Source organism: Noviherbaspirillum galbum (assembly GCF_010974945.1).
Taxonomy (GTDB): Bacteria; Pseudomonadota; Gammaproteobacteria; order Burkholderiales; family Burkholderiaceae_D; genus Noviherbaspirillum; species Noviherbaspirillum galbum.
In genome coordinates, this window is the sequence record NZ_JAAIVB010000085.1 from 116073 (window position 1) to 132707 (window position 16635).

The 16635-nt window shown below is 63.4% G+C and carries 16 protein-coding genes; 5 read left to right on the plus strand and 11 right to left on the minus strand.

Annotated features, from left to right (window positions below; translation table 11 throughout):
• Positions 1 to 65 precede the first annotated feature (65 nt).
• From G3574_RS27160 to G3574_RS27185, 6 genes are all read right to left on the minus strand, one after another.
• Complete coding sequence (locus G3574_RS27160; RefSeq protein WP_163968550.1) at positions 66 to 341, minus strand: hypothetical protein; 276 nt, start codon at positions 339 to 341, stop codon at positions 66 to 68.
• Between the two features lie 29 nt (positions 342 to 370).
• Positions 371 to 664 carry a hypothetical protein gene (locus tag G3574_RS27165; protein WP_235953637.1) on the minus strand — a complete coding sequence of 98 codons (294 nt, stop codon included), beginning with the start codon at positions 662 to 664 and terminating at the stop codon, positions 371 to 373.
• Positions 665 to 725: 61 nt separating this feature from the next.
• Complete coding sequence (locus G3574_RS27170; protein ID WP_163968700.1) at positions 726 to 992, minus strand: hypothetical protein; 267 nt, start codon at positions 990 to 992, stop codon at positions 726 to 728.
• A 415-nt stretch (positions 993 to 1407) separates the two neighbouring features.
• Positions 1408 to 2475, minus strand: a complete 1068-nt coding sequence (locus G3574_RS27175) for a porin (protein WP_163968701.1) — start codon at positions 2473 to 2475, stop codon at positions 1408 to 1410.
• 130 nt (positions 2476 to 2605) lie between these two features.
• On the minus strand, positions 2606 to 3925 hold the full coding sequence (locus G3574_RS27180) for an MFS transporter (RefSeq protein ID WP_163968702.1): 1320 nt from the start codon (positions 3923 to 3925) through the stop codon (positions 2606 to 2608).
• Positions 3926 to 3978: 53 nt separating this feature from the next.
• Complete coding sequence (locus G3574_RS27185) at positions 3979 to 5037, minus strand: lactonase family protein (protein ID WP_163968703.1); 1059 nt, start codon at positions 5035 to 5037, stop codon at positions 3979 to 3981.
• 279 nt (positions 5038 to 5316) lie between these two features.
• On the opposite strand from G3574_RS27185, the gene acnA reads away from it, so the two are divergent.
• Genes acnA through G3574_RS27200 form a run of 3 tightly spaced genes read left to right on the plus strand, consistent with a single transcriptional unit; the run spans position 5317 to position 9660 of the window.
• Positions 5317 to 7950 carry an aconitate hydratase AcnA gene (acnA, locus tag G3574_RS27190; RefSeq protein ID WP_235953646.1) on the plus strand — a complete coding sequence of 878 codons (2634 nt, stop codon included), beginning with the start codon at positions 5317 to 5319 and terminating at the stop codon, positions 7948 to 7950.
• 45 nt (positions 7951 to 7995) lie between these two features.
• Positions 7996 to 8907 (plus strand): GntR family transcriptional regulator, encoded by a 912-nt coding sequence (locus G3574_RS27195; protein ID WP_235953647.1) that lies wholly within the window; start codon positions 7996 to 7998, stop codon positions 8905 to 8907.
• Between the two features lie 15 nt (positions 8908 to 8922).
• A complete protein-coding gene (locus tag G3574_RS27200; RefSeq protein ID WP_163968705.1) occupies positions 8923 to 9660 on the plus strand; it encodes an ABC transporter substrate-binding protein in 738 nt (245 codons plus the stop codon).
• Positions 9661 to 9698: 38 nt separating this feature from the next.
• Here the strand turns inward: G3574_RS27200 and G3574_RS27205 are convergent, their stop codons facing one another.
• The 5 genes from G3574_RS27205 to G3574_RS27225 all read right to left on the minus strand — a co-directional run bounded on the left by G3574_RS27205 (position 9699) and on the right by G3574_RS27225 (position 13901).
• The gene (locus G3574_RS27205) at positions 9699 to 10958 is read right to left on the minus strand and encodes an AMP-binding protein (RefSeq protein ID WP_163968706.1); all 1260 of its coding nucleotides are present in this window, start codon (positions 10956 to 10958) and stop codon (positions 9699 to 9701) included.
• Positions 10959 to 10960: 2 nt separating this feature from the next.
• Positions 10961 to 11347, minus strand: coding sequence for a photoactive yellow protein (gene pyp, locus G3574_RS27210; protein ID WP_163968707.1), 387 nt, complete (start codon positions 11345 to 11347; stop codon positions 10961 to 10963).
• A 415-nt stretch (positions 11348 to 11762) separates the two neighbouring features.
• Positions 11763 to 12044, minus strand: a complete 282-nt coding sequence (locus tag G3574_RS27215; protein WP_163968708.1) for a DUF4242 domain-containing protein — start codon at positions 12042 to 12044, stop codon at positions 11763 to 11765.
• A gap of 136 nt (positions 12045 to 12180) precedes the next feature.
• Positions 12181 to 13002: an aldolase gene (locus G3574_RS27220; protein WP_407941718.1), complete on the minus strand. Its 822-nt coding sequence runs from the start codon at positions 13000 to 13002 to the stop codon at positions 12181 to 12183.
• Positions 13002 to 13901 (minus strand): LysR family transcriptional regulator, encoded by a 900-nt coding sequence (locus G3574_RS27225; protein ID WP_163968710.1) that lies wholly within the window; start codon positions 13899 to 13901, stop codon positions 13002 to 13004. Before G3574_RS27225 ends, G3574_RS27220 begins: the two co-directional genes overlap by 1 nt.
• Positions 13902 to 14145: 244 nt before the next feature.
• Here G3574_RS27225 and G3574_RS27230 point away from each other — a divergent pair, with 244 nt between their 5' ends.
• Positions 14146 to 15615: an MFS transporter gene (locus G3574_RS27230; protein ID WP_163968711.1), complete on the plus strand. Its 1470-nt coding sequence runs from the start codon at positions 14146 to 14148 to the stop codon at positions 15613 to 15615.
• 55 nt (positions 15616 to 15670) lie between these two features.
• Positions 15671 to 16615 carry a hydroxymethylglutaryl-CoA lyase gene (locus G3574_RS27235; RefSeq protein WP_163968712.1) on the plus strand — a complete coding sequence of 315 codons (945 nt, stop codon included), beginning with the start codon at positions 15671 to 15673 and terminating at the stop codon, positions 16613 to 16615.
• The last annotated feature ends 20 nt before the right edge of the window (positions 16616 to 16635 follow it).

The following is a 16635-nucleotide window of genomic DNA, read 5'->3' on the forward strand; positions in this document are numbered from 1 at the left end:
CATTGAAGCAAGTGCGCCGGCTAACGGAAGTTGCTCGGGCCGGCGCCATGCCGCCGCGGAAGTGCTTACAGTGCGAGGTTGGCGGCGGCCCACTGCGAGGGGCTGACCGTCAGGTTCGGCGCCACGAAGCCGGCACCGATTACACCCACGTTGTTCAGGGCATTGACCTCGACGTTCTGCAGTTGCGTGATGTTCTGGTTCACGCCCACGTTCACGTTGGCCACCGGCCCCATCTGCTTGAGCCAGGCGGCTGCGGCGTCATTGCCGCCGCGCACCTCGGCCATGGCGCGGCCATCGAGTTCCTCGACGCTGGCCAGGTCCTTCATTTGCAGGTTCGACATGCTGTTCTCCTGGTGAGGAAACGACTGGCTTAGTGGCCGATGCTGATGTTGTTGCTGCCGCACTGCGTCGGGTTGACGTTGCTGGTGATGCCGCAGGCGAAGGCGACGTTGTTGCCGTTATTGACTTCGGTGTTCTGCGACTGGCCCAGGCTCTGGGTGGCGTTGAAGTTGAAGTCGCTGGACTTGGCGCTCAGCGACGGCATGCCGTAGCAGGAAGGCAGCGAAGGCATGGGGTAGGAGCAGGTGCCGCCGCGCACGGTGGTCATGTCGGCGCTGTCGAGGTCGGTGGCGGTAGCGATGTCTTTGATGGCGAGGGAAGTCATGGTCATTCTCCGGTAAAGGGTATGGATAAGGCGGTGGTCGATGTTGGGTTTGGTCTGACGATCAGAGGCTGATGTTGTTCGAGCCGTTCTGGGTCGGATGCACGTTGGACGTGATGTCCGAGACGAAGGCGGCGTTGTTGCCGTTGTTGACCAGGGTGTTCTGCGACTGGCCCAGTTTCTGGTCGGCGGTGAAGTTGAACTGGTCCTTGGTGAAGCTGAATTGCGGGCCCCAGGAAGCGGGGAAGCCCATGCCGCCGCGCACGGCGGTCATTTCCTTGGCGTCGAGGGTGGCAGCGGTGGTGATGTCCTTGATGGTCAGTGCAGTCATGGTGTTACTCCAGAGTGATGGTGGTTGAGGTGGTGGGCGCCTTGTGTTGCGCTTGATCGGTATATTGCGAGGACCGTGCCAGGCGTGGTCGCGTGCCGGGCGGCGAAGATAAACCGTTGAAATAAAAGGGAAAATTTGATCTAAGCCACGAAGGCGATGATCATTTCACAAGACGGGTCGGATGATGTGCCGGCGCGGGTCCGACAGTTTCCTTGCGAGGTGAATGGCGGGACCCGACACCTTGGGATGCGCCCGGGAGAAGCCGGACGTCAGCGTTGAAAATCATGAACCGGTGGGAGAACGTGCGGGCCCTTTTTCTTCGCACCGGGTCTTGCGGGATGCCAGGCCGCCAATCAATCGTGTGTTGAAGGAAGTGCGGTAATGGAAGGTACTGGAGGCATCAACGATGGCCGTATCAGAAAACGTGACGAATGCCTGCCTGGAATTCGCGGGCACTGTCGCCGTTCGATGCGGCGCTCAGGCGTACGCCCCCGTCGTTACGGGTATAGCTTGCCGAGGTGTACAGGTTCGTACGCTTGCTGAGCGGATATGAGTAGCCAAAAGCATACTGGTTAGACGCGCCTGCGGCGATGTCGCGCAGATTGGTGCGGTTCCATGACGCGATGGCAGTGCCGCCGGCGACGGGCGCGCTTGCGCCGACGAGGTAGTTCCGGATGGTCGTCGTTCCAACCGCGCCAAGCTTGGTATCGCCATAGCCAAGGTGCGCTTTTATTAAACCGAAATCGTACATCCCGCCCATGAATGCGTTCTTGACGGTGACCGTCGCCGCGCCAAGGCCGGCGGGCACGATGATCGAACCAAGCTGTGTCGTTGCCGCCCCCAGGGCCACGCCATCGGTATTCTGGTAGCTTGCCTGGATGTTCAAGGGGCCGCCGACATAAGACAAGCCGATGAACTTGCTGCTGCCCGCGTTGAAGGCGCCTGCGGTCTCGCCGAACTTGTGTCCCAGCGCAGCCTTGAATCCATTCAAGATGGGAGTGGCATAGGTAACGGTGTTGTCGGAACGCGAGATGGGATCGACCTTGCCCAGTCCGTAGCCATAAACACGTTGCGCGTCTCCAGCCTGGTTCAGTCCGAAGGGATCGATCGCATTCAAGGCGTTATAGGTTGCGCTGTATTGGCGGCCAAGATAAAGGCTTCCGAACCCGCCCCGCAGTCCTGCCCATGCCTGCCGGCCCCACAGGCGGCCGCCATTGTTCAGGCTGCCGTCATCCGCATTGAAACCGTTTTCCAGCAAGAAGTCGGCAGCGAGGCCGCCGCCGAGATCTTCCGTCCCCCGAAAGCCGATGCGGCTTCCGAACTGCTGCCCTGAGGCCACTGCCCACGTTCCGCCTGCCGTCGACAGTCCCTTCTCGTATTTCACGCCGAGATCGACGATGCCGTAGAGCGCTACGTTGGTCTGGGCGGATGCGGCTCCTGACGTCAGCGCCAACATGCCGATTGCAATTGCGGATGATTTCATATTTGACTTGGTTTCTCTTGAAGTTGTGAATGAACGTGCCGGATTGGTCCTGACCGGCGTGCAGGGACCCGCTCCGCGCCGTTTCCGGCACAGAGGAAATCAGATCCGATGACGATGAAAGGCGAGCGGCTTAGCGGGCGGCGGCCTTGGTTGGCGCCGGCGCGCCTGCGTGATCGCCGATGCGAATCAGCAAGGTCATGAAGAACGACACCACGACCAGGCCGGCGAGCAGCATCAGGCCGGTGGTGGCGCTGTTGGTCGCGCCCTTGACGTAGCCGATGAAGAAGGGACCGACGAAGCCGCCGAGGTTGCCGATCGAATTGATGACGGCGATCGACACCGAGGCCGTTTCGCGCGAGAGGAACAGCGTCGGCAAGGCCCAGAACGGCGACTTGAAGGCATATAGGCCAGCCAGGCTCAGGCTGATCATCGCGGTCGCAAGATAAGGATCCTTCACCAGGCCGGTGGCAAACATCGCCGCGGCAGCCAGGCCGAGGGGAAGGGCGGAGTGCAGGCGCCGCTCGTTGCGCTTGTCCGAACTGCGCGACCAGTAGACCATCACGATCGTCGCGAACAGGTAGGGCACCATCGCGATCAGGCCGACCTGGGTATGCGACAGCGATGAGGAAAACGCCTTGATGATCTGCGGCATCCAGTAGCCCGTCCCGAGGCTGCCGCACTGGTAGACGAAGTAGATGAACGACAGATACAGCACGCGCCGATTGGCGAGCGTCTTCTTCAAGCTCAAATGGATAGCGGCGGGCCGGGCCTTGCGGTCCTTTTCCTGTTCCGCCAGCAGCCAGTCCTTCTCCTGCCGCGAGAGCCATGGCGCATCCTGGGGCTTGTCGATCAGGTACAGGAAGCACAGGACGCCTCCCAGCACCGCGGGCACCCCTTCCAGCACCAGCATCCAGCGCCAACCGCTCCACCCCAGCCAGTGCACGTTATCCATGATCCAGGTGCTCAGCGGCGCGCCGATGATGTACGACACCGGGATGGCCGCGGTGAACAGCGCAACCGTGGTCGCGAGTTCCTTCTGCCGGAACCAGAACGTCAGGTAGACGATGATGCCAGGGAAGAAGCCCGCTTCCGCCACTCCCAGCAGGAAGCGCAGAACGTATAACTGGGTGGCGTTCTGCACGAAGCCGCAGGTTACCGAGATCACGCCCCACGTCAGGAGGATGCGCGCGATCCAGACGCGTGCGCCGTAGCGGTTCAATGCGATGTTGCTCGGCACCTCGCACAAGAAATAGCCGATGAAAAAAATGCCGGAGATGAAGCCGAAGGCTTCGCTGGACAGCGCGAGCTCCTTGTTCATCTGCAGTGCGGCGTAGCCGATGTTGGCGCGGTCGAGATAGGAAATCACGTAGAGGATGAACACGAAGGGAATGATCTTCCACGTGATCTTCCGCACCAGGGCCTGCTCGTCGATGGAATGGGATGAAGACATGTCGTTGCCGCCGTCAGCGAAGACGGCGTCCTTTTTGAAGTGGGGCCGCGCCGTCAGGCATTCGAAGAAAAGACCATGCAGACCGGGCTGCCGGACTGGACCGAGAAGCCGGTCGGCATGAGCCTGCCGCTGTCCTGGTCGATCGCCATGGAGACGATGCTGTCGCTGTCTTCGTTCAGTGCGAACAGGAAGCGGTTGTCAGGCGTGAGCGCAAAGAAGCGGGGCGTCTTGCCTTGTGTCCGCGCTGTCTCGACCGCATGCAGCAAGCCGCTGGCCGGGTCGATGCCGAACACGGCGATGCTGTCATAGCCGCGATTGGATGCATACAGGAAGCGGCCCTTGGCATCGACCTCTATTTCGGAAGCGCGGCTGTTGCCGGTGAAGGTTTCCGGCAGGGTCGACAGGATCTGCTTCGGCGCCAGGCTGCCATTGGCGGCGGAATACGCATAGGACGTGACGGTGGAATCGAGCTCGTTGACCACATACGCCATGGACAGCTTCGGATGGAAGGCCATGTGGCGCGGTCCGGCGCCTTCGCGGGAAATCACGAACGGCGAGTCGGCCGGCGTGAGCTTGCCGTCGGCGAAGCGGAAAGAGAAAGTACGGTCCAGTCCCTTGTCCTGCACGATCACGAAACGGCCGCCGGGGTCGAAGGGATTGAAGTGCGGCTTGGCCAGATTCTGCTCCACGCGGTGCGGTCCCAGCGGTCCGTCCAGGGTCACGAGCTGCGTGACCTCGTCCAGCGCGCCATCCTGCCGGATGGGCAGCACGGCAAGACTCGAGCCGAGATGGTTGGAGACGACGACGTAGCGTCCGCTCGGATCGATCGCCAGGTGGACCGGGTTCTTGCCGCGCGTGCTCTGGCGGTTAAGGAACTGCAGCTTGCCCGACGCCTTGTCGACCCGGAAGGCACTGATGTCGCTGAGATCGCCGTGCACCGCGTACAGGTGCTCGCCGCGCTTGTCCAGCGCGAGAAAGGACGGATTGACCAGGTCACGCAGCAGCTGGACCTGGTCGAGCCGGCCGTGTTCCTGGTCGACCTTGAAGACGGTAATGCCTTCGCCGCGGGCGTTGCGTTCGCGTGTCGTACGCGAGCCTACGTATGCATACATCGGAAATCCTTTGGAGCGGGTTGTCGGAAAAGGGCCGGGAAAGGGGGTGACGGACGTGCATCCAGCCAGCCCCAAGGAGGCCGCGGCGACCGCCTTCAGCATCAGGCGGCGTTGGTCCCGGTGCAGCGGCGAGGGCCGGCGCAGCGGGGCGTCTTTATCGAGGGAAACGATCAGGGGATTAGTTGTTTTGTTGCTTTTCATTCCATGTCTCCAGGTGCGGGGCAGTTTTTTCTTTTCTTTATCTTGCATATATTTCTTTAAATATGCAAGAATAAATGCATGAATATTTTTGCCCCCACCACTTCGATGGTGCCTGCGTACCTTCGCTACCAGGAACAGTCCTACCGTCTTGCCGACCTGCCGGGAACATGCGGCGCCGCGCTGACCCGCCTGCCGGTCGTATTGCGCCTGCTGCTGGAAAACATCCTCCGTCACACGGATGGCGAGGAGCGGCAGGCGGGCATCAACGCCATCCTGGGATGGCTCGAACGCGGCACCAGCGAGGCGGAAATCGCGTTCCAGCCGTGCCGCGTGCTGATGCACGACACCACCAGCACGCCGGCCCTGGTGGACATCGCGGCCATGCGCGATGCCCTTGCCGAAGCCGGCCACGACCCGGCGCTGCTCAATCCCGGGCTGCCGGTGGACGTGTCGGTCGATCATTCGCTGGCGGTGGAATTCTTCGCCCGGCGCGACGCGCTCGAACTCAACCTCGCCACCGAGATGCGCCGCAACGGCGAGCGCTACCGCTTCATGCGCTGGGCCTCGACCGTGATGAAAGGCGTGCGCATCCACCCGCCCGGCACCGGCATCATGCACACCATCAACCTGGAACAGCTTGCCACCGTGGTCACGACCGAAGAGCGGGACGGCGAACGCTGGGTCGTGCCGGACGTGATGATCGGCACCGACAGCCATACGCCGATGATCAACGGCATCGGCGTGCTGGGCTGGGGCGTGGGCGGGCTGGAGGCGCAGACCGTGATGTTCGGCATGCCGACCATGCTGCGCGTGCCTGACGTGATCGGCGTGCGCCTGCGCGGCAGGATGCCGGCCGGCGTGCTGGCCACCGACCTCGCGCTGACGGTCACGCAGCGCCTACGCGCCATCAGCGTGTCGGGCGAGTTCGTCGAATTCTTCGGGCCCGGCGTCCCGGCGCTGTCGGCAGGCGAACGCGCGGTCGTCGCCAACATGGCGCCCGAGTATGGCGCCAGCACCGGCTTCTTCCCGGTCGACGCGCAGACGCTGGCTTACCTGCGCGGCACCGGGCGCGGCGAAGTCCATGTCGCCATGGTGGAGGCATACGCGAAGCGCAACGGCCTGTGGTTCGATCCGGATAACGAGCCGGTCTACACCCGCGTGGTCGACATCGACCTGGCAGCGATCCGCATGCACATTGCCGGGCCGCGGCGGCCGCAGGATCTGCTGGACTACAGCGAGGCGGCCCGGGCGCTGGAGGGCGCCGGTTTCATGCCGCGCCATGCCGGCGGCTTGCCGCGCCACCCGGTCGCGGTCGCCGCCATCACCAGCTGCACCAACACCTCCGACCCGGCGCTGCTGGTCGCCGCCGGCCTGGTCGCGCGCCGCGCCCGCGCATTGGGATTGAGGGTGCCAGCCTGGGTAAAAACCTCGCTGTCGCCCGGGTCTCCCGCCGCTGCGGAATATTTGCGGCGTGCCGGACTGCTGGAGGATCTGGAAGCCGTTGGCTTCGGTATCGTGGGCTATGGCTGCGCGACGTGCATCGGCAACACCGGTCCGCTGACGCCGCCGATCCAGCGGGCGATCGCCGACGGCGAAAGCCAGCCTGTGGCCATCCTCTCGGGCAACCGCAATTTCCCGGGACGCGTTCATCCCGACCTGAACCTCGGTTTCCTGATGTCGCCGCCGCTCGTGATCGCCTTCGGCCTTGCCGGCAATGCGGAAATCGACCTGAGCCAGGACCCCGTCCAGGCAACGCCCAACGGAAAGCCGGTCTACCTGCACGAATTGTGGCCCGCGCCGGAGGAGATCGCGGAATGCGTCGAACGGGGCGTCGAGAGGGGCGATTTCCCGCGCGCCTTCGCCTTGGCCAGCCGCAGCCCGGAATGGCATGCGTTGGACGTGCCCGTCGCGCCGCGCTTTCCCTGGGATCCGGCATCGACCGCGCTGCGGCGTCCGCCGTTCGCCTCGCTGGCAGAAGGCAGCCAGCTCGGCGCCTACGCGGCCTATCCCTTGCTCGTGCTCGGCGACGACATCACGACCGACCATATCTCGCCCGCCAGCGCTATTCCGAAGGACAGCTTCGTCGCGGATTTCCTGGTGGACAAGGGCGACGACCGCGACGACCTGAACGTGTTCGCGTCGCGCCGCGGCAACTGGGAAGTGATGGTCCGGGCAGCCTTCTACAACAAGACCCTGCGCAACCTCTTGCATCCGCTGGCGCCGGTCGGTCACACGCTGCATGTCCCCAGCGGCGAGGTGGCGCCGATCTTCGAGGTCGCGGCGCGTTACCGGCGGGAAGGCGCGCCGGTGGTGCTGGTGGCGGGCGAGCGCTATGGCACGGGCTCGTCGCGCGACTGGGCGGCGAAGGGCCAGCGCCTGCTGGGCATACGCGCGGTGCTCGCCATGAGTTTCGAGCGCATCCATCGCTCGAACCTGATCGGCATGGGCATCCTGCCGCTTCGGCTGCCGGGCGAACTGTCTCCGGCGGCGCTGCGCATCGCGCCGGGCGACCGGATCGAGATCGAGGCCTTGCCCGAACGCATGGAGCCGCGCTGCAAGGTGCCGGTGCGCCTGGTGCGCGTCAACGGAACGGTCGAGTCCTTCGAGGCGACGGCGGCGGTGGAAACCCGCCTGGAAACCGAGCTGCTGAGACAGGGCGGGGTGATTCCCCACATCCTGCGCGGCACCATCTCGGCGCAAGCCGGGTCATAATGCGGCGGAGGGGACGGCTTCACCGGCCCGGGAACCATGAATGTCATGAGCGTGGAATCATCGATCACGAAACAGATTGTCGAACTGATCAAGACGGAAGCCTGGGATGCCGGCCGCCACCTGCCGGCCCAGATGCTGGCTGACCGGCTGCGCGTGTCGCGCCAGCCGGTCAACGATGCCCTCGCGCTGCTGCACGAAAAGGGCATCGTGACGCGCGAGCATCGGCGCGGCTATTTCGTTGCCAGGCCGCTGACGGAATCGATGTCCGAGATCGTCAGCCACCTGGGCCTGGCCGAATCCGACGTGGTCACCGGCACCTACTTCCGGATTGCCGACGACCTATTGCGCGGCAGCCTGCCGCAAGAGTTTTCCGAGCAGCTCATCAAGACGCGCTACGACCTCACCGCCACCCAGCTCAATGCCGTGCTGGGCCGCATCGCGAAGGAGGGATGGGCCCAACGCAAGCCCGGCTATGGCTGGGCGTTTTCCGCCATGCTGACCACGCCGGACAGCCTGCTGCAATCGTACCGCCTGCGCCTGGCCCTTGAGCCGGCCGCCTTGCTCGAGCCCGGCTTCCGGCTGGAGCGCAGCGTGCTGGAGCAATGCCGCGCCACCGAGCTGCGCCTGCTTCATGGCGGCATTGAATCCGCCACCGCCGACGAGCTGCACGACCGCGGCGTGCGCTTCCATGAAAGCCTGGTGGAAGCATCGGGCAATGCCTTCTTCATCGACACCATCCAGCGCGTCAATCGCGTGCGGCGCCTGCTGTCCTACCGCTCGATGGCCCAGCGCGAGCGCTACCCGGAACATTGCCGCCAGCACCTGCACATCCTCGATCTTCTCGAACGCGAAAGGAACGACGAAGCCTCTGCCTTCATCCGTGAACACCTGTTGCACACCATGTCCTCGCTGGCAAAGATCGAAGACGTTCTTCGCGCGCAAAGAAATTCCCCCTGACCTGCCCAAACTTCCATGAACACACCAGGCTCCCTCCTCAAGGCATTCGCCCCGACCGGCAAGCTGCGCGCATCGATCAACCTCGGCAACCCCATCCTGGCGAATGCCGATGCGTCCGGCAGGCCAGCCGGCGTCTCGGTGGACCTGGCGGCCGAGTTCGCCAGGGTGCTTGGCGTCGAGCTGGAACTCGTGGTGGTGGACGCTGCCGGGAAATCGGTGGATGTCGTCGTCTCGGAACAGGCCGACATCGGTTTCTTCGCCATCGACCCGGCGCGCGGCGAGCAGATCGCCTTCACGGAACCCTACGTGCTGATCGAAGGCTACTACCTCGTGAAACAGGATTCGCCGCTGCGTTCCAACGACGAGGTCGATGTTGCATCCAACCGTGTCATGGTGGGCAAGGGCAGCGCCTACGACCTTTACCTGACGCGCACCCTCAAGCATGCGAGCATCCTGCGTTCGCCGACGTCGCCGGCAGTGGTCGACACTTTCCTGGAGCAGGGCGCCGAGGTGGCCGCGGGCGTGAAGCAGCAGCTCGAAGCCGATGCACAGCGCATCGGCGGCCTGCGCCTCCTGAACGAACGCTTCATGGTGATCCGGCAGGCGATGGGCACGCCGAAGAGCCGGGGCGCCGAGGCGGCGGCTTTTCTTGCGCAGTTCGTCGAGCGCATGAAGGCCGAGGGATTCGTTGCCACAGCGCTGTCGCGGCACGGGATACGCGGGGCATCGGTGGCGCCGGCGGCGAAGGACTAGCCGCAATCTTTGTTCCAGCCGCCTTCGGCACATGCCAGTCAATGAATGACCGGAACGATGTCCCAATCCCGCTGCTTGTCCAGCTCGCTCCTGGGCAAGGCGCTTCCGAATGAAAATGCCTTGGGACGCTCCGCCGCCGACAAATGACCGCTCGCCCAGCCGGTCAGGCGCTCGTGCAATTGCGTGCGGTCCATGTCAGGCGCGCGCGGAACGATGAATGCCTTGAGGCGATTGCCTTCTTCCGGACGCATCAGCCTGACGGCGGCATCGAGCACATCCGGATGCCGCATCAGCACCTCCCTTACCTTCGACGGGAATACGTTGATCCCGCCGACCTGGACCGCGTTGTCGAGCCGGCCGGCCGGCAAGAATGCGTCGGCCCGCGTCCAGCGCATGAGATCGGGGCAGGCGTATCGCACTTCCCCTCCCTCCGGCAAGGCGCGGACGATGTGGTTGTCCTCGTCGCCGGCCTTTTTCCAGTACCCGAATAACCGGTAGGAAGACTCTGGGCGATCACGCCAGCCGATGCCTGCCGTCTCCGAGCTGCCATAGATCTGCACGAGCCTGTCCAGGCCGGCTTCCTGCAGCGCATGGCTTACCGTATCGGGACAGGGGGCGGTAGAGGTCACGCCGACGACATCGGCCGACACCCCGTGCATGAGTCTTGCCGAGGCACGCCAGAATTCCGGATGGCCCACGACCAGGTCGCCGGCCTGCAGTTGACGCGCGAGGCGGGCAGGGGAGCTGCCGCGGAGGTCGATGATCTGGGCGGCGTCGATGCCGAGCGCGCGCGGCAGCAGAACGGTGAACAGGAAACCATAGATGTGATGGCTCGGCACGGCCGAGAGCAGGCGCCGGCGGCCAGGGAAAAGCAGTGCCAGTTCCCGGACTTCCTGCTCCAGCGTCGCCATCGGGTGGCTACATGGCTTCGGCGTGCCGGTGCTGCCGGAAGTACGAAAGGTCAGCCTCGAGGAGAAATGGCGCAGTGCGGCTTGCGCGATGCCAACCCAATCCTGGATCGTCGTCCGGGCAAGCAGGTAATCCTCCAGTCCCGATTCATGCATGTGCAGGCACTCGGCAAATGCCGTCGCGATGGACAGGAGTTCAAGCGAGTCCGCGCCGAGATCCTGCACGACATCCAGCCCGCCGGCCCAGGGACGGGCAGGCAAGGCGACGCCTGCGGGGCGCAGGGCGGCCAGTTCCGAAGCGACGAGGTCGCAGACGAAGCGATGCATGGCATGCCCGTCTTCCCACCAATCCGCAATGCCTGCCTCCGCCTTGCCTGCGCTCGCTTGCATGATCAGATCCGCTTGACGAAGATCCAGAAGTTGCCGCCGCTCAGCGCCTTCTTCATGTGCACCTTCACCTTCGTCGGCTTCATCTGGTAATCGAACACATATTCGAACAGGGTATTCAGGTTGTCGTCCTTGACGCCTTGCTCGAAAACACCCTTGAACGCTGGCGTGGCAGTGCAGGGCGCGATGTCGCGGAAGAAGTTCTTGCCGATCACCGCCGCCGGGTTCCTGCCCGTGATTGCGCCTTCGGCGGCGTTGTACTTCAAAACCGTGCCGTTCCTGTCCAGCTCGATGGCGCCAAACGCAAGTTTGTCTATGTCACCCGAAGCCATTTTCTTGAGAACGTTATCGATGTCGGCTTTGCCGAAGGAGACCAGTTCCAGACCGCTCATGCTCTTTTTCCCCGAATAAAATAGATTGGTAAATGAAGACCTGCTTGTTGGATAAATGTTTCACTAAGGAAACTAAGGCGTATGTTCGCATTGATCTTTCCAGCCGTCAACATTTTGTCCAAGACAAAGCTAATCGATTGAGATTTATCAACCTAAAGCAAGTGGATCGCTTCAGATCAAAATACGGAACTATCGGCAAAGGCCGATTTAAACAGACAGACGGCTTTGCCGTTTTGCCGGCAGTGAAAGGCCAAGGGACGGGGTTAAGGCAAGACCGAGGCAGGGCTTAATGACGCCTCACGCCCCTAAGTCATCCGGTGGAGCCGGACACTGCGAAGTCCAGGGTCCATTCCATGGAGAGATGGGGCATGAGAGCGCCGGAAGTGCGGTCGGACGACCGCACGAGATCCAATGATCAGGGACGGGCTTCGGCGGTCGAGGGATCAATCACCCTGCGCACCGCATTGATGCTATTGGCAGGAAACCCGCCTTGCGCGGCATGTTCGCGTATCACCGCTTCGTTCGGAGCCTGGTAGACGCAATAGATCTTGTCGTCGGTGACATAGCTTTCATGCCACTGTATCTCCGGACCAAGTTTGCGCAACACGTCGCAAGACTTCGCCGAGATCTGCTGCAATTCCGCATCCGACAGCTTGCCCGCCCCGGGAAGCTCGCGTTCGATAACAAACTTTGGCATGTCTACCTCCATCTTGTCGCGGTGTAGGAATTTGATCCTAGTAGCATGCCCGAATGCCGCTCTGCGTCTGATCAATGCCGGACAAGGTAGCGCGGGAATTCCTTGCATCCATGCTTGCCGCCGCGCCAGCCGGATGCTAGCCGAGCGATCGCCGCAGCGCTTCGAAGAACAGCTCGGATTGCAAGCGCTCCCCAAGCGTTTGCGCCGCCACGCGACGGGCGATCGATTCATCGACCGGCCGCAGGCGCCGGCCAGTCGACTCGGCAAGGACCTGGGCGGCACATGCGCGCTCCAGGTAATAGAGATCGTCGTAGGCATGGTCGATGCGCTCCCCGCACACGACGACGCCATGATTGCCGAGGAAGATGACATCGGCACCATGCATGGCGCCCGCAATCCGTTCGCCTTCCGCGGCATCCAGCGCCAGGCCGTTGTAGTGCTCGTCGACCGCGATGCGGCCATGGAAACGCATGGCGTTCTGCGACAGCGTCGTGTCGATGGTCCGGCCTTCAGTCAGGGTAAGTGCGGTGGCATGCGGCATGTGGGTATGCAGCACGCAGGCTTTCCTGGCGAGCCGATGGATGGCGGCGTGGATGAACATCGCCGTCGGTTCGACCTCATGGCGTCCGGCCTGCTTGTTTCCGTGCTCGTCGATGAGCACGATGTCGTCCGCCTGCACCTCGCTCCACAGCAACCCTCGCGGATTGAGCAGGAACAGCGAATCATTGCCTGGCAAGGCAATGCTGAAATGATTGCAGACGCCTTCGCCAAGTCCATGATGCGCGGCGGCGCGTAGTGCCAGCGCCAGATCAGCGCGGAGGGTTGCGACGGCCGGTGAGTTGAACAAGGCTTCGGCAGCGGATGTGGTCATGGGAGAATTTTCCTGTGTGATGCGTGGTAGTGCAGGTTTGGGTTTTGGGGCACCAAGGCCGTTGCAGCCGTCGCCGCGGTCTTGCATCAAGTCGCCTTGTTGGCCGACGTGAGGTATTCCACCAGCCGCAACGCCGGCGGCTGCAATTTTTCCTGGCTTTTAAAACATACCGCGAACTGGCGCTTGGCCCAGGCGTCGGACAAGGGAATCAACTTCACCTTGGACGCATAGCTTGAACCAACCTGCATCGGGATGATGCTCACGCCCAGGTTGGCGGCAACGACGCGCAATGCGGCGTCGAAGTTCGATACGACGACACGGTAGGCTATCGTGCCGCCCGCCTGGGCAGCGGCACGCTGAAGCATCGGGTATACCGCGGAGTTCGGGTGCAGGCCGACGTGCTCGTAGGTTAACGTGTCGGCAAAGGCGATGCGTTTTCGGCCCGCTAGTTCATGGCTCTCGTGTACCGCCAGCGCAAGCTGGTCCGCGCGGTAAGGCAGGTGCGTCAGGTCTTTGAAATCGGCCTGGTCCCAGCAGATTCCCACCGCGGCACGTTCGTCCAGCACCGCTTGCACGATGTCGCGCGACAGGGCCTCCTCGATATCCACCTTCACGTTGCGATTGGCTTCGTCGCGCATGAATGCGGCCACATCGTCGAGCAGCATTTCCGCGATGGCGGACGTGCTGGCCACGACGCGCACGTGGCCGCGTACGCCGCCGCTGAAGGCGGTAATGTCGCTTGCCATGCGGTCCAGCGTGAACAGGATGGTGCGCGCATGTTCCAGCAAGGCCATCCCTGCCGGCGTCGGCTGCACGCCGCGCCGTGTACGCACCAGCAGCGCCGTTCCCAGCGATCCCTCGAGCTGGGCAATCCTTTTGCTGATCGCGGATGGCTCGATGTGCTCCTGCTCGGCCGCGTGCTTGATGTTCTGGTGTTCGCACACTGCCACCAGCAGCCGCAAGGTCTTGATATCGATGTCCCGCATGGTCGTTGCCTTCTCCCTCCGTTGTCCAGGGATTCCGATTTGGAATCCAAGTGCTTCCAAAATATCACTTTTCCGGATCTGCAGAATCCCTAGAATGGGAACACTCGCCTGTTAATCAAAAATAGTCAAGGCATCCCGATGAGTGCTTCCTGCGCGGAGCGCTCCGAGGATTCCGCAGGGCAAGCCGTTCAGAAACCATTGCATTGCTTCAGGGTGGATGTTGACACCTAACCGAGGAGACAAAATGAAGTCTGTCACTTATCCCGGCGCGTTGGCCGGGACGCCGCCGTCCGGCGTAGCCGGATCAACCAGCCAGGACGACGCCCAGTCGTCGGCGCACACGGCCGGGACGATCGCCGCGCGCATGGACCGCATGCCGGCAACCCGTCATTTCTGGAAGATGGCCGGGCTGGTGTCGCTGGGCGGATGGTTTGAGTTCTACGACCTGATCTTTACCGGCTACATCGCCCCTGGCCTGGCCAAGGCGGGCCTGCTGACGACCACCACCCAAACCTTCTTCGGCTATACCGGCATCGCCGGCTTCATCGCCGCCACCTTTGCGGGCCTGTTCGTCGGCACCTTTTTCTGCGGCCGGCTTGCCGACCGCTTCGGCCGGCGCTCGGCCTTCACCGGCGCCATGGTGTGGTATTCGGTCGCTTCCGCGATCATGGCTTTCCAGAACACGCCGGAAGGATTGCTGATCTGGCGTTTCATCGCGGGCATCGGGCTTGGCGTGGAAATCGTCACGGTAACGACCTACCTCGTCGAAATGGTTCCGGCCCACATGCGCGGCAAGGCCATCGCCTTGAACCAGGCCATCATGTTCACCGCCGCGCCCATCGTTTCCCTGCTGGCGTCCTTCCTCGTGCCGCAAGCGCCTCTCGGCCTGGACGGCTGGCGCTGGATCGTGCTCATCGGCACGTGCGGCGCCATCATCGTCGGCTTCCTGCGCAAGGCCATGCCGGAAACCCCGCGCTGGCTGGTGCAGCATGGCCGCGGCGCGGACGCGGACCGCGTGGTCAGCGCCATCGAGGCGAAGGTTGCCGCCGAAACCGGCAGGCCGTTGCCCGCGCCCGCCAAGGCGATCGAGGCAGCGCCGGTGGAAACCGCGGGCTTCCTCGAGATGTGGACCGGGCCTTACCGTTCCCGGGTGCTCATGCTGCTGGTGTTCAACTTCTTCCAGGCAATCGGATACTACGGCTTCGCCAACTGGGTGCCGACCCTGCTGATCGCCAAGGGCGTGCTCGTGACCAAGAGCCTGATGTATGCCACCGTCATCGCCATCGCCAGCCCGGTCGGACCGCTGCTTGCCATGACGGTCGCCGACCGCATCCAGCGCAAGTGGCTCATCGTCATCTGCGCAGGGGCGATCGCCGCCATCGGTACCTTGTTTGCCCAGACCGCCAACCCGGTGCTGCTGATCGTTCTCGGCGTGCTGATCAACCTGTTCAATTCCACGCTGTCGCTGTGCTATCACACCTACCAGAACGAAGTGTTTCCGACCCGCATCCGGGCTCGTGCCGCAGGCGTGGTGTATTCCTTCAGCCGGCTGGGCGCGATGTTCTCCGGCTTCGTGATCGCGCACCTGCTGCGTGACCACGGCGTCACCGGCGTGTTTGCCGCAATCGTGGGTTGCATGGTGATCGTCATGATCGTCATCGGCCTGTTCGGCCCGGCCACCAACAGCAAGTCGCTGGAAGAGATCTCGCACTGATCCTTCCCCATTCGCAAAAGACCGTAAAGAATCGAGAGGTCCAGGAGTATCCAAGATGGCTAATTTTCCCGCCAACGTCACCATCCGCGAAGTGGGTTTGCGCGATGGCCTGCAAAGCATCGCCACCATATTGCCCACCGAGCAGAAGCTCGAATGGCTCAGGCGCGCGCACGCCGCCGGCGTGCGCGAGATCGAGGTCGGCTCCTTCGTGCCGGCGAAACTGCTGCCGCAGCTTGCCGACACCGCCGAACTGCTTGCCTGCGCGAAGACCTTGCCCGGGCTGTTCGCCTCGGTGCTGGTACCCAATCTCAGAGGCGCGAAGCGCGCCATCGACGGCGCCGCCGACCTGATGATCGTTCCCTTGTCCGCCAGCCATGCACATAGCCTGGCCAACCTGCGCAAGACGCCGGACGACGTCGTCGCCGAAGTGGCCCGCATCCGCGCCGCGCGGGACGCAGCCGGTTCCCGCACCTTGATCGAGGGCGGGGTTGGCACCGCCTTCGGCTGCACGCTGCAAGGCAAGGTCGAGCGCGCGGAAGTCCTGCGCTTGATGCAGGCCTCGCTGGACGCGGGCGCCGACCGCGTCAGCCTGGCCGATACCGTCGGCTTCGCCGATCCGCGCGCGGTGCGGGAACTCTTCGAGCAGGCAGTCCGGATCGCGGGCGACCGCTTCTGGTGCGGACACTTCCATGACACGCGCGGCATGGCGCTGGCCAACGTATATGCCGCGCTCGAAGCGGGCGTCAATCGCTTCGATGCTTCGCTCGCCGGCATCGGCGGCTGCCCGCATGCGCCGGGCGCATCCGGCAACGCATCGACCGAAGATTTGGCTTACATGCTCGACAGCATGGGAGCGGGCACCGGCATCGATCTGCCCGCCCTGCTCGAACTGCGCAGCGACATCGCGCGCTGGCTCGACGGCGAAGCCCTGCATGGCGCGCTGTGGAAGGCCGGCCTTCCGCGCACCTTTGAACAAACACGTGTCGCGAACGCGGCATAAAACGCGGCATAAGGAGTTGC

Bases quoted from the DNA above. Each gene is read 5' to 3' on its own strand.
- G3574_RS27230 (WP_163968711.1), top strand. From the start codon at position 14,146: ATGAAGTCTGTCACTTATCCCGGCGCGTTGGCCGGGACGCCGCCGTCC.
- G3574_RS27180 (WP_163968702.1), bottom strand. From the start codon at position 3,925: ATGTCTTCATCCCATTCCATCGACGAGCAGGCCCTGGTGCGGAAGATC.
- G3574_RS27185 (WP_163968703.1), bottom strand. From the start codon at position 5,037: ATGTATGCATACGTAGGCTCGCGTACGACACGCGAACGCAACGCCCGC.
- G3574_RS27195 (WP_235953647.1), top strand. From the start codon at position 7,996: ATGAGCGTGGAATCATCGATCACGAAACAGATTGTCGAACTGATCAAG.
- G3574_RS27165 (WP_235953637.1), bottom strand. From the start codon at position 664: ATGACTTCCCTCGCCATCAAAGACATCGCTACCGCCACCGACCTCGAC.
- pyp (WP_163968707.1), bottom strand. From the start codon at position 11,347: ATGAGCGGTCTGGAACTGGTCTCCTTCGGCAAAGCCGACATCGATAAC.
- G3574_RS27215 (WP_163968708.1), bottom strand. From the start codon at position 12,044: ATGCCAAAGTTTGTTATCGAACGCGAGCTTCCCGGGGCGGGCAAGCTG.
- G3574_RS27200 (WP_163968705.1), top strand. From the start codon at position 8,923: ATGAACACACCAGGCTCCCTCCTCAAGGCATTCGCCCCGACCGGCAAG.
- G3574_RS27160 (WP_163968550.1), bottom strand. From the start codon at position 341: ATGTCGAACCTGCAAATGAAGGACCTGGCCAGCGTCGAGGAACTCGAT.
- G3574_RS27205 (WP_163968706.1), bottom strand. From the start codon at position 10,958: ATGCAAGCGAGCGCAGGCAAGGCGGAGGCAGGCATTGCGGATTGGTGG.
- G3574_RS27220 (WP_407941718.1), bottom strand. From the start codon at position 13,002: ATGCAAGACCGCGGCGACGGCTGCAACGGCCTTGGTGCCCCAAAACCC.
- G3574_RS27235 (WP_163968712.1), top strand. From the start codon at position 15,671: ATGGCTAATTTTCCCGCCAACGTCACCATCCGCGAAGTGGGTTTGCGC.
- G3574_RS27175 (WP_163968701.1), bottom strand. From the start codon at position 2,475: ATGAAATCATCCGCAATTGCAATCGGCATGTTGGCGCTGACGTCAGGA.
- G3574_RS27225 (WP_163968710.1), bottom strand. From the start codon at position 13,901: ATGCGGGACATCGATATCAAGACCTTGCGGCTGCTGGTGGCAGTGTGC.
- acnA (WP_235953646.1), top strand. From the start codon at position 5,317: ATGAATATTTTTGCCCCCACCACTTCGATGGTGCCTGCGTACCTTCGC.
- G3574_RS27170 (WP_163968700.1), bottom strand. From the start codon at position 992: ATGACTGCACTGACCATCAAGGACATCACCACCGCTGCCACCCTCGAC.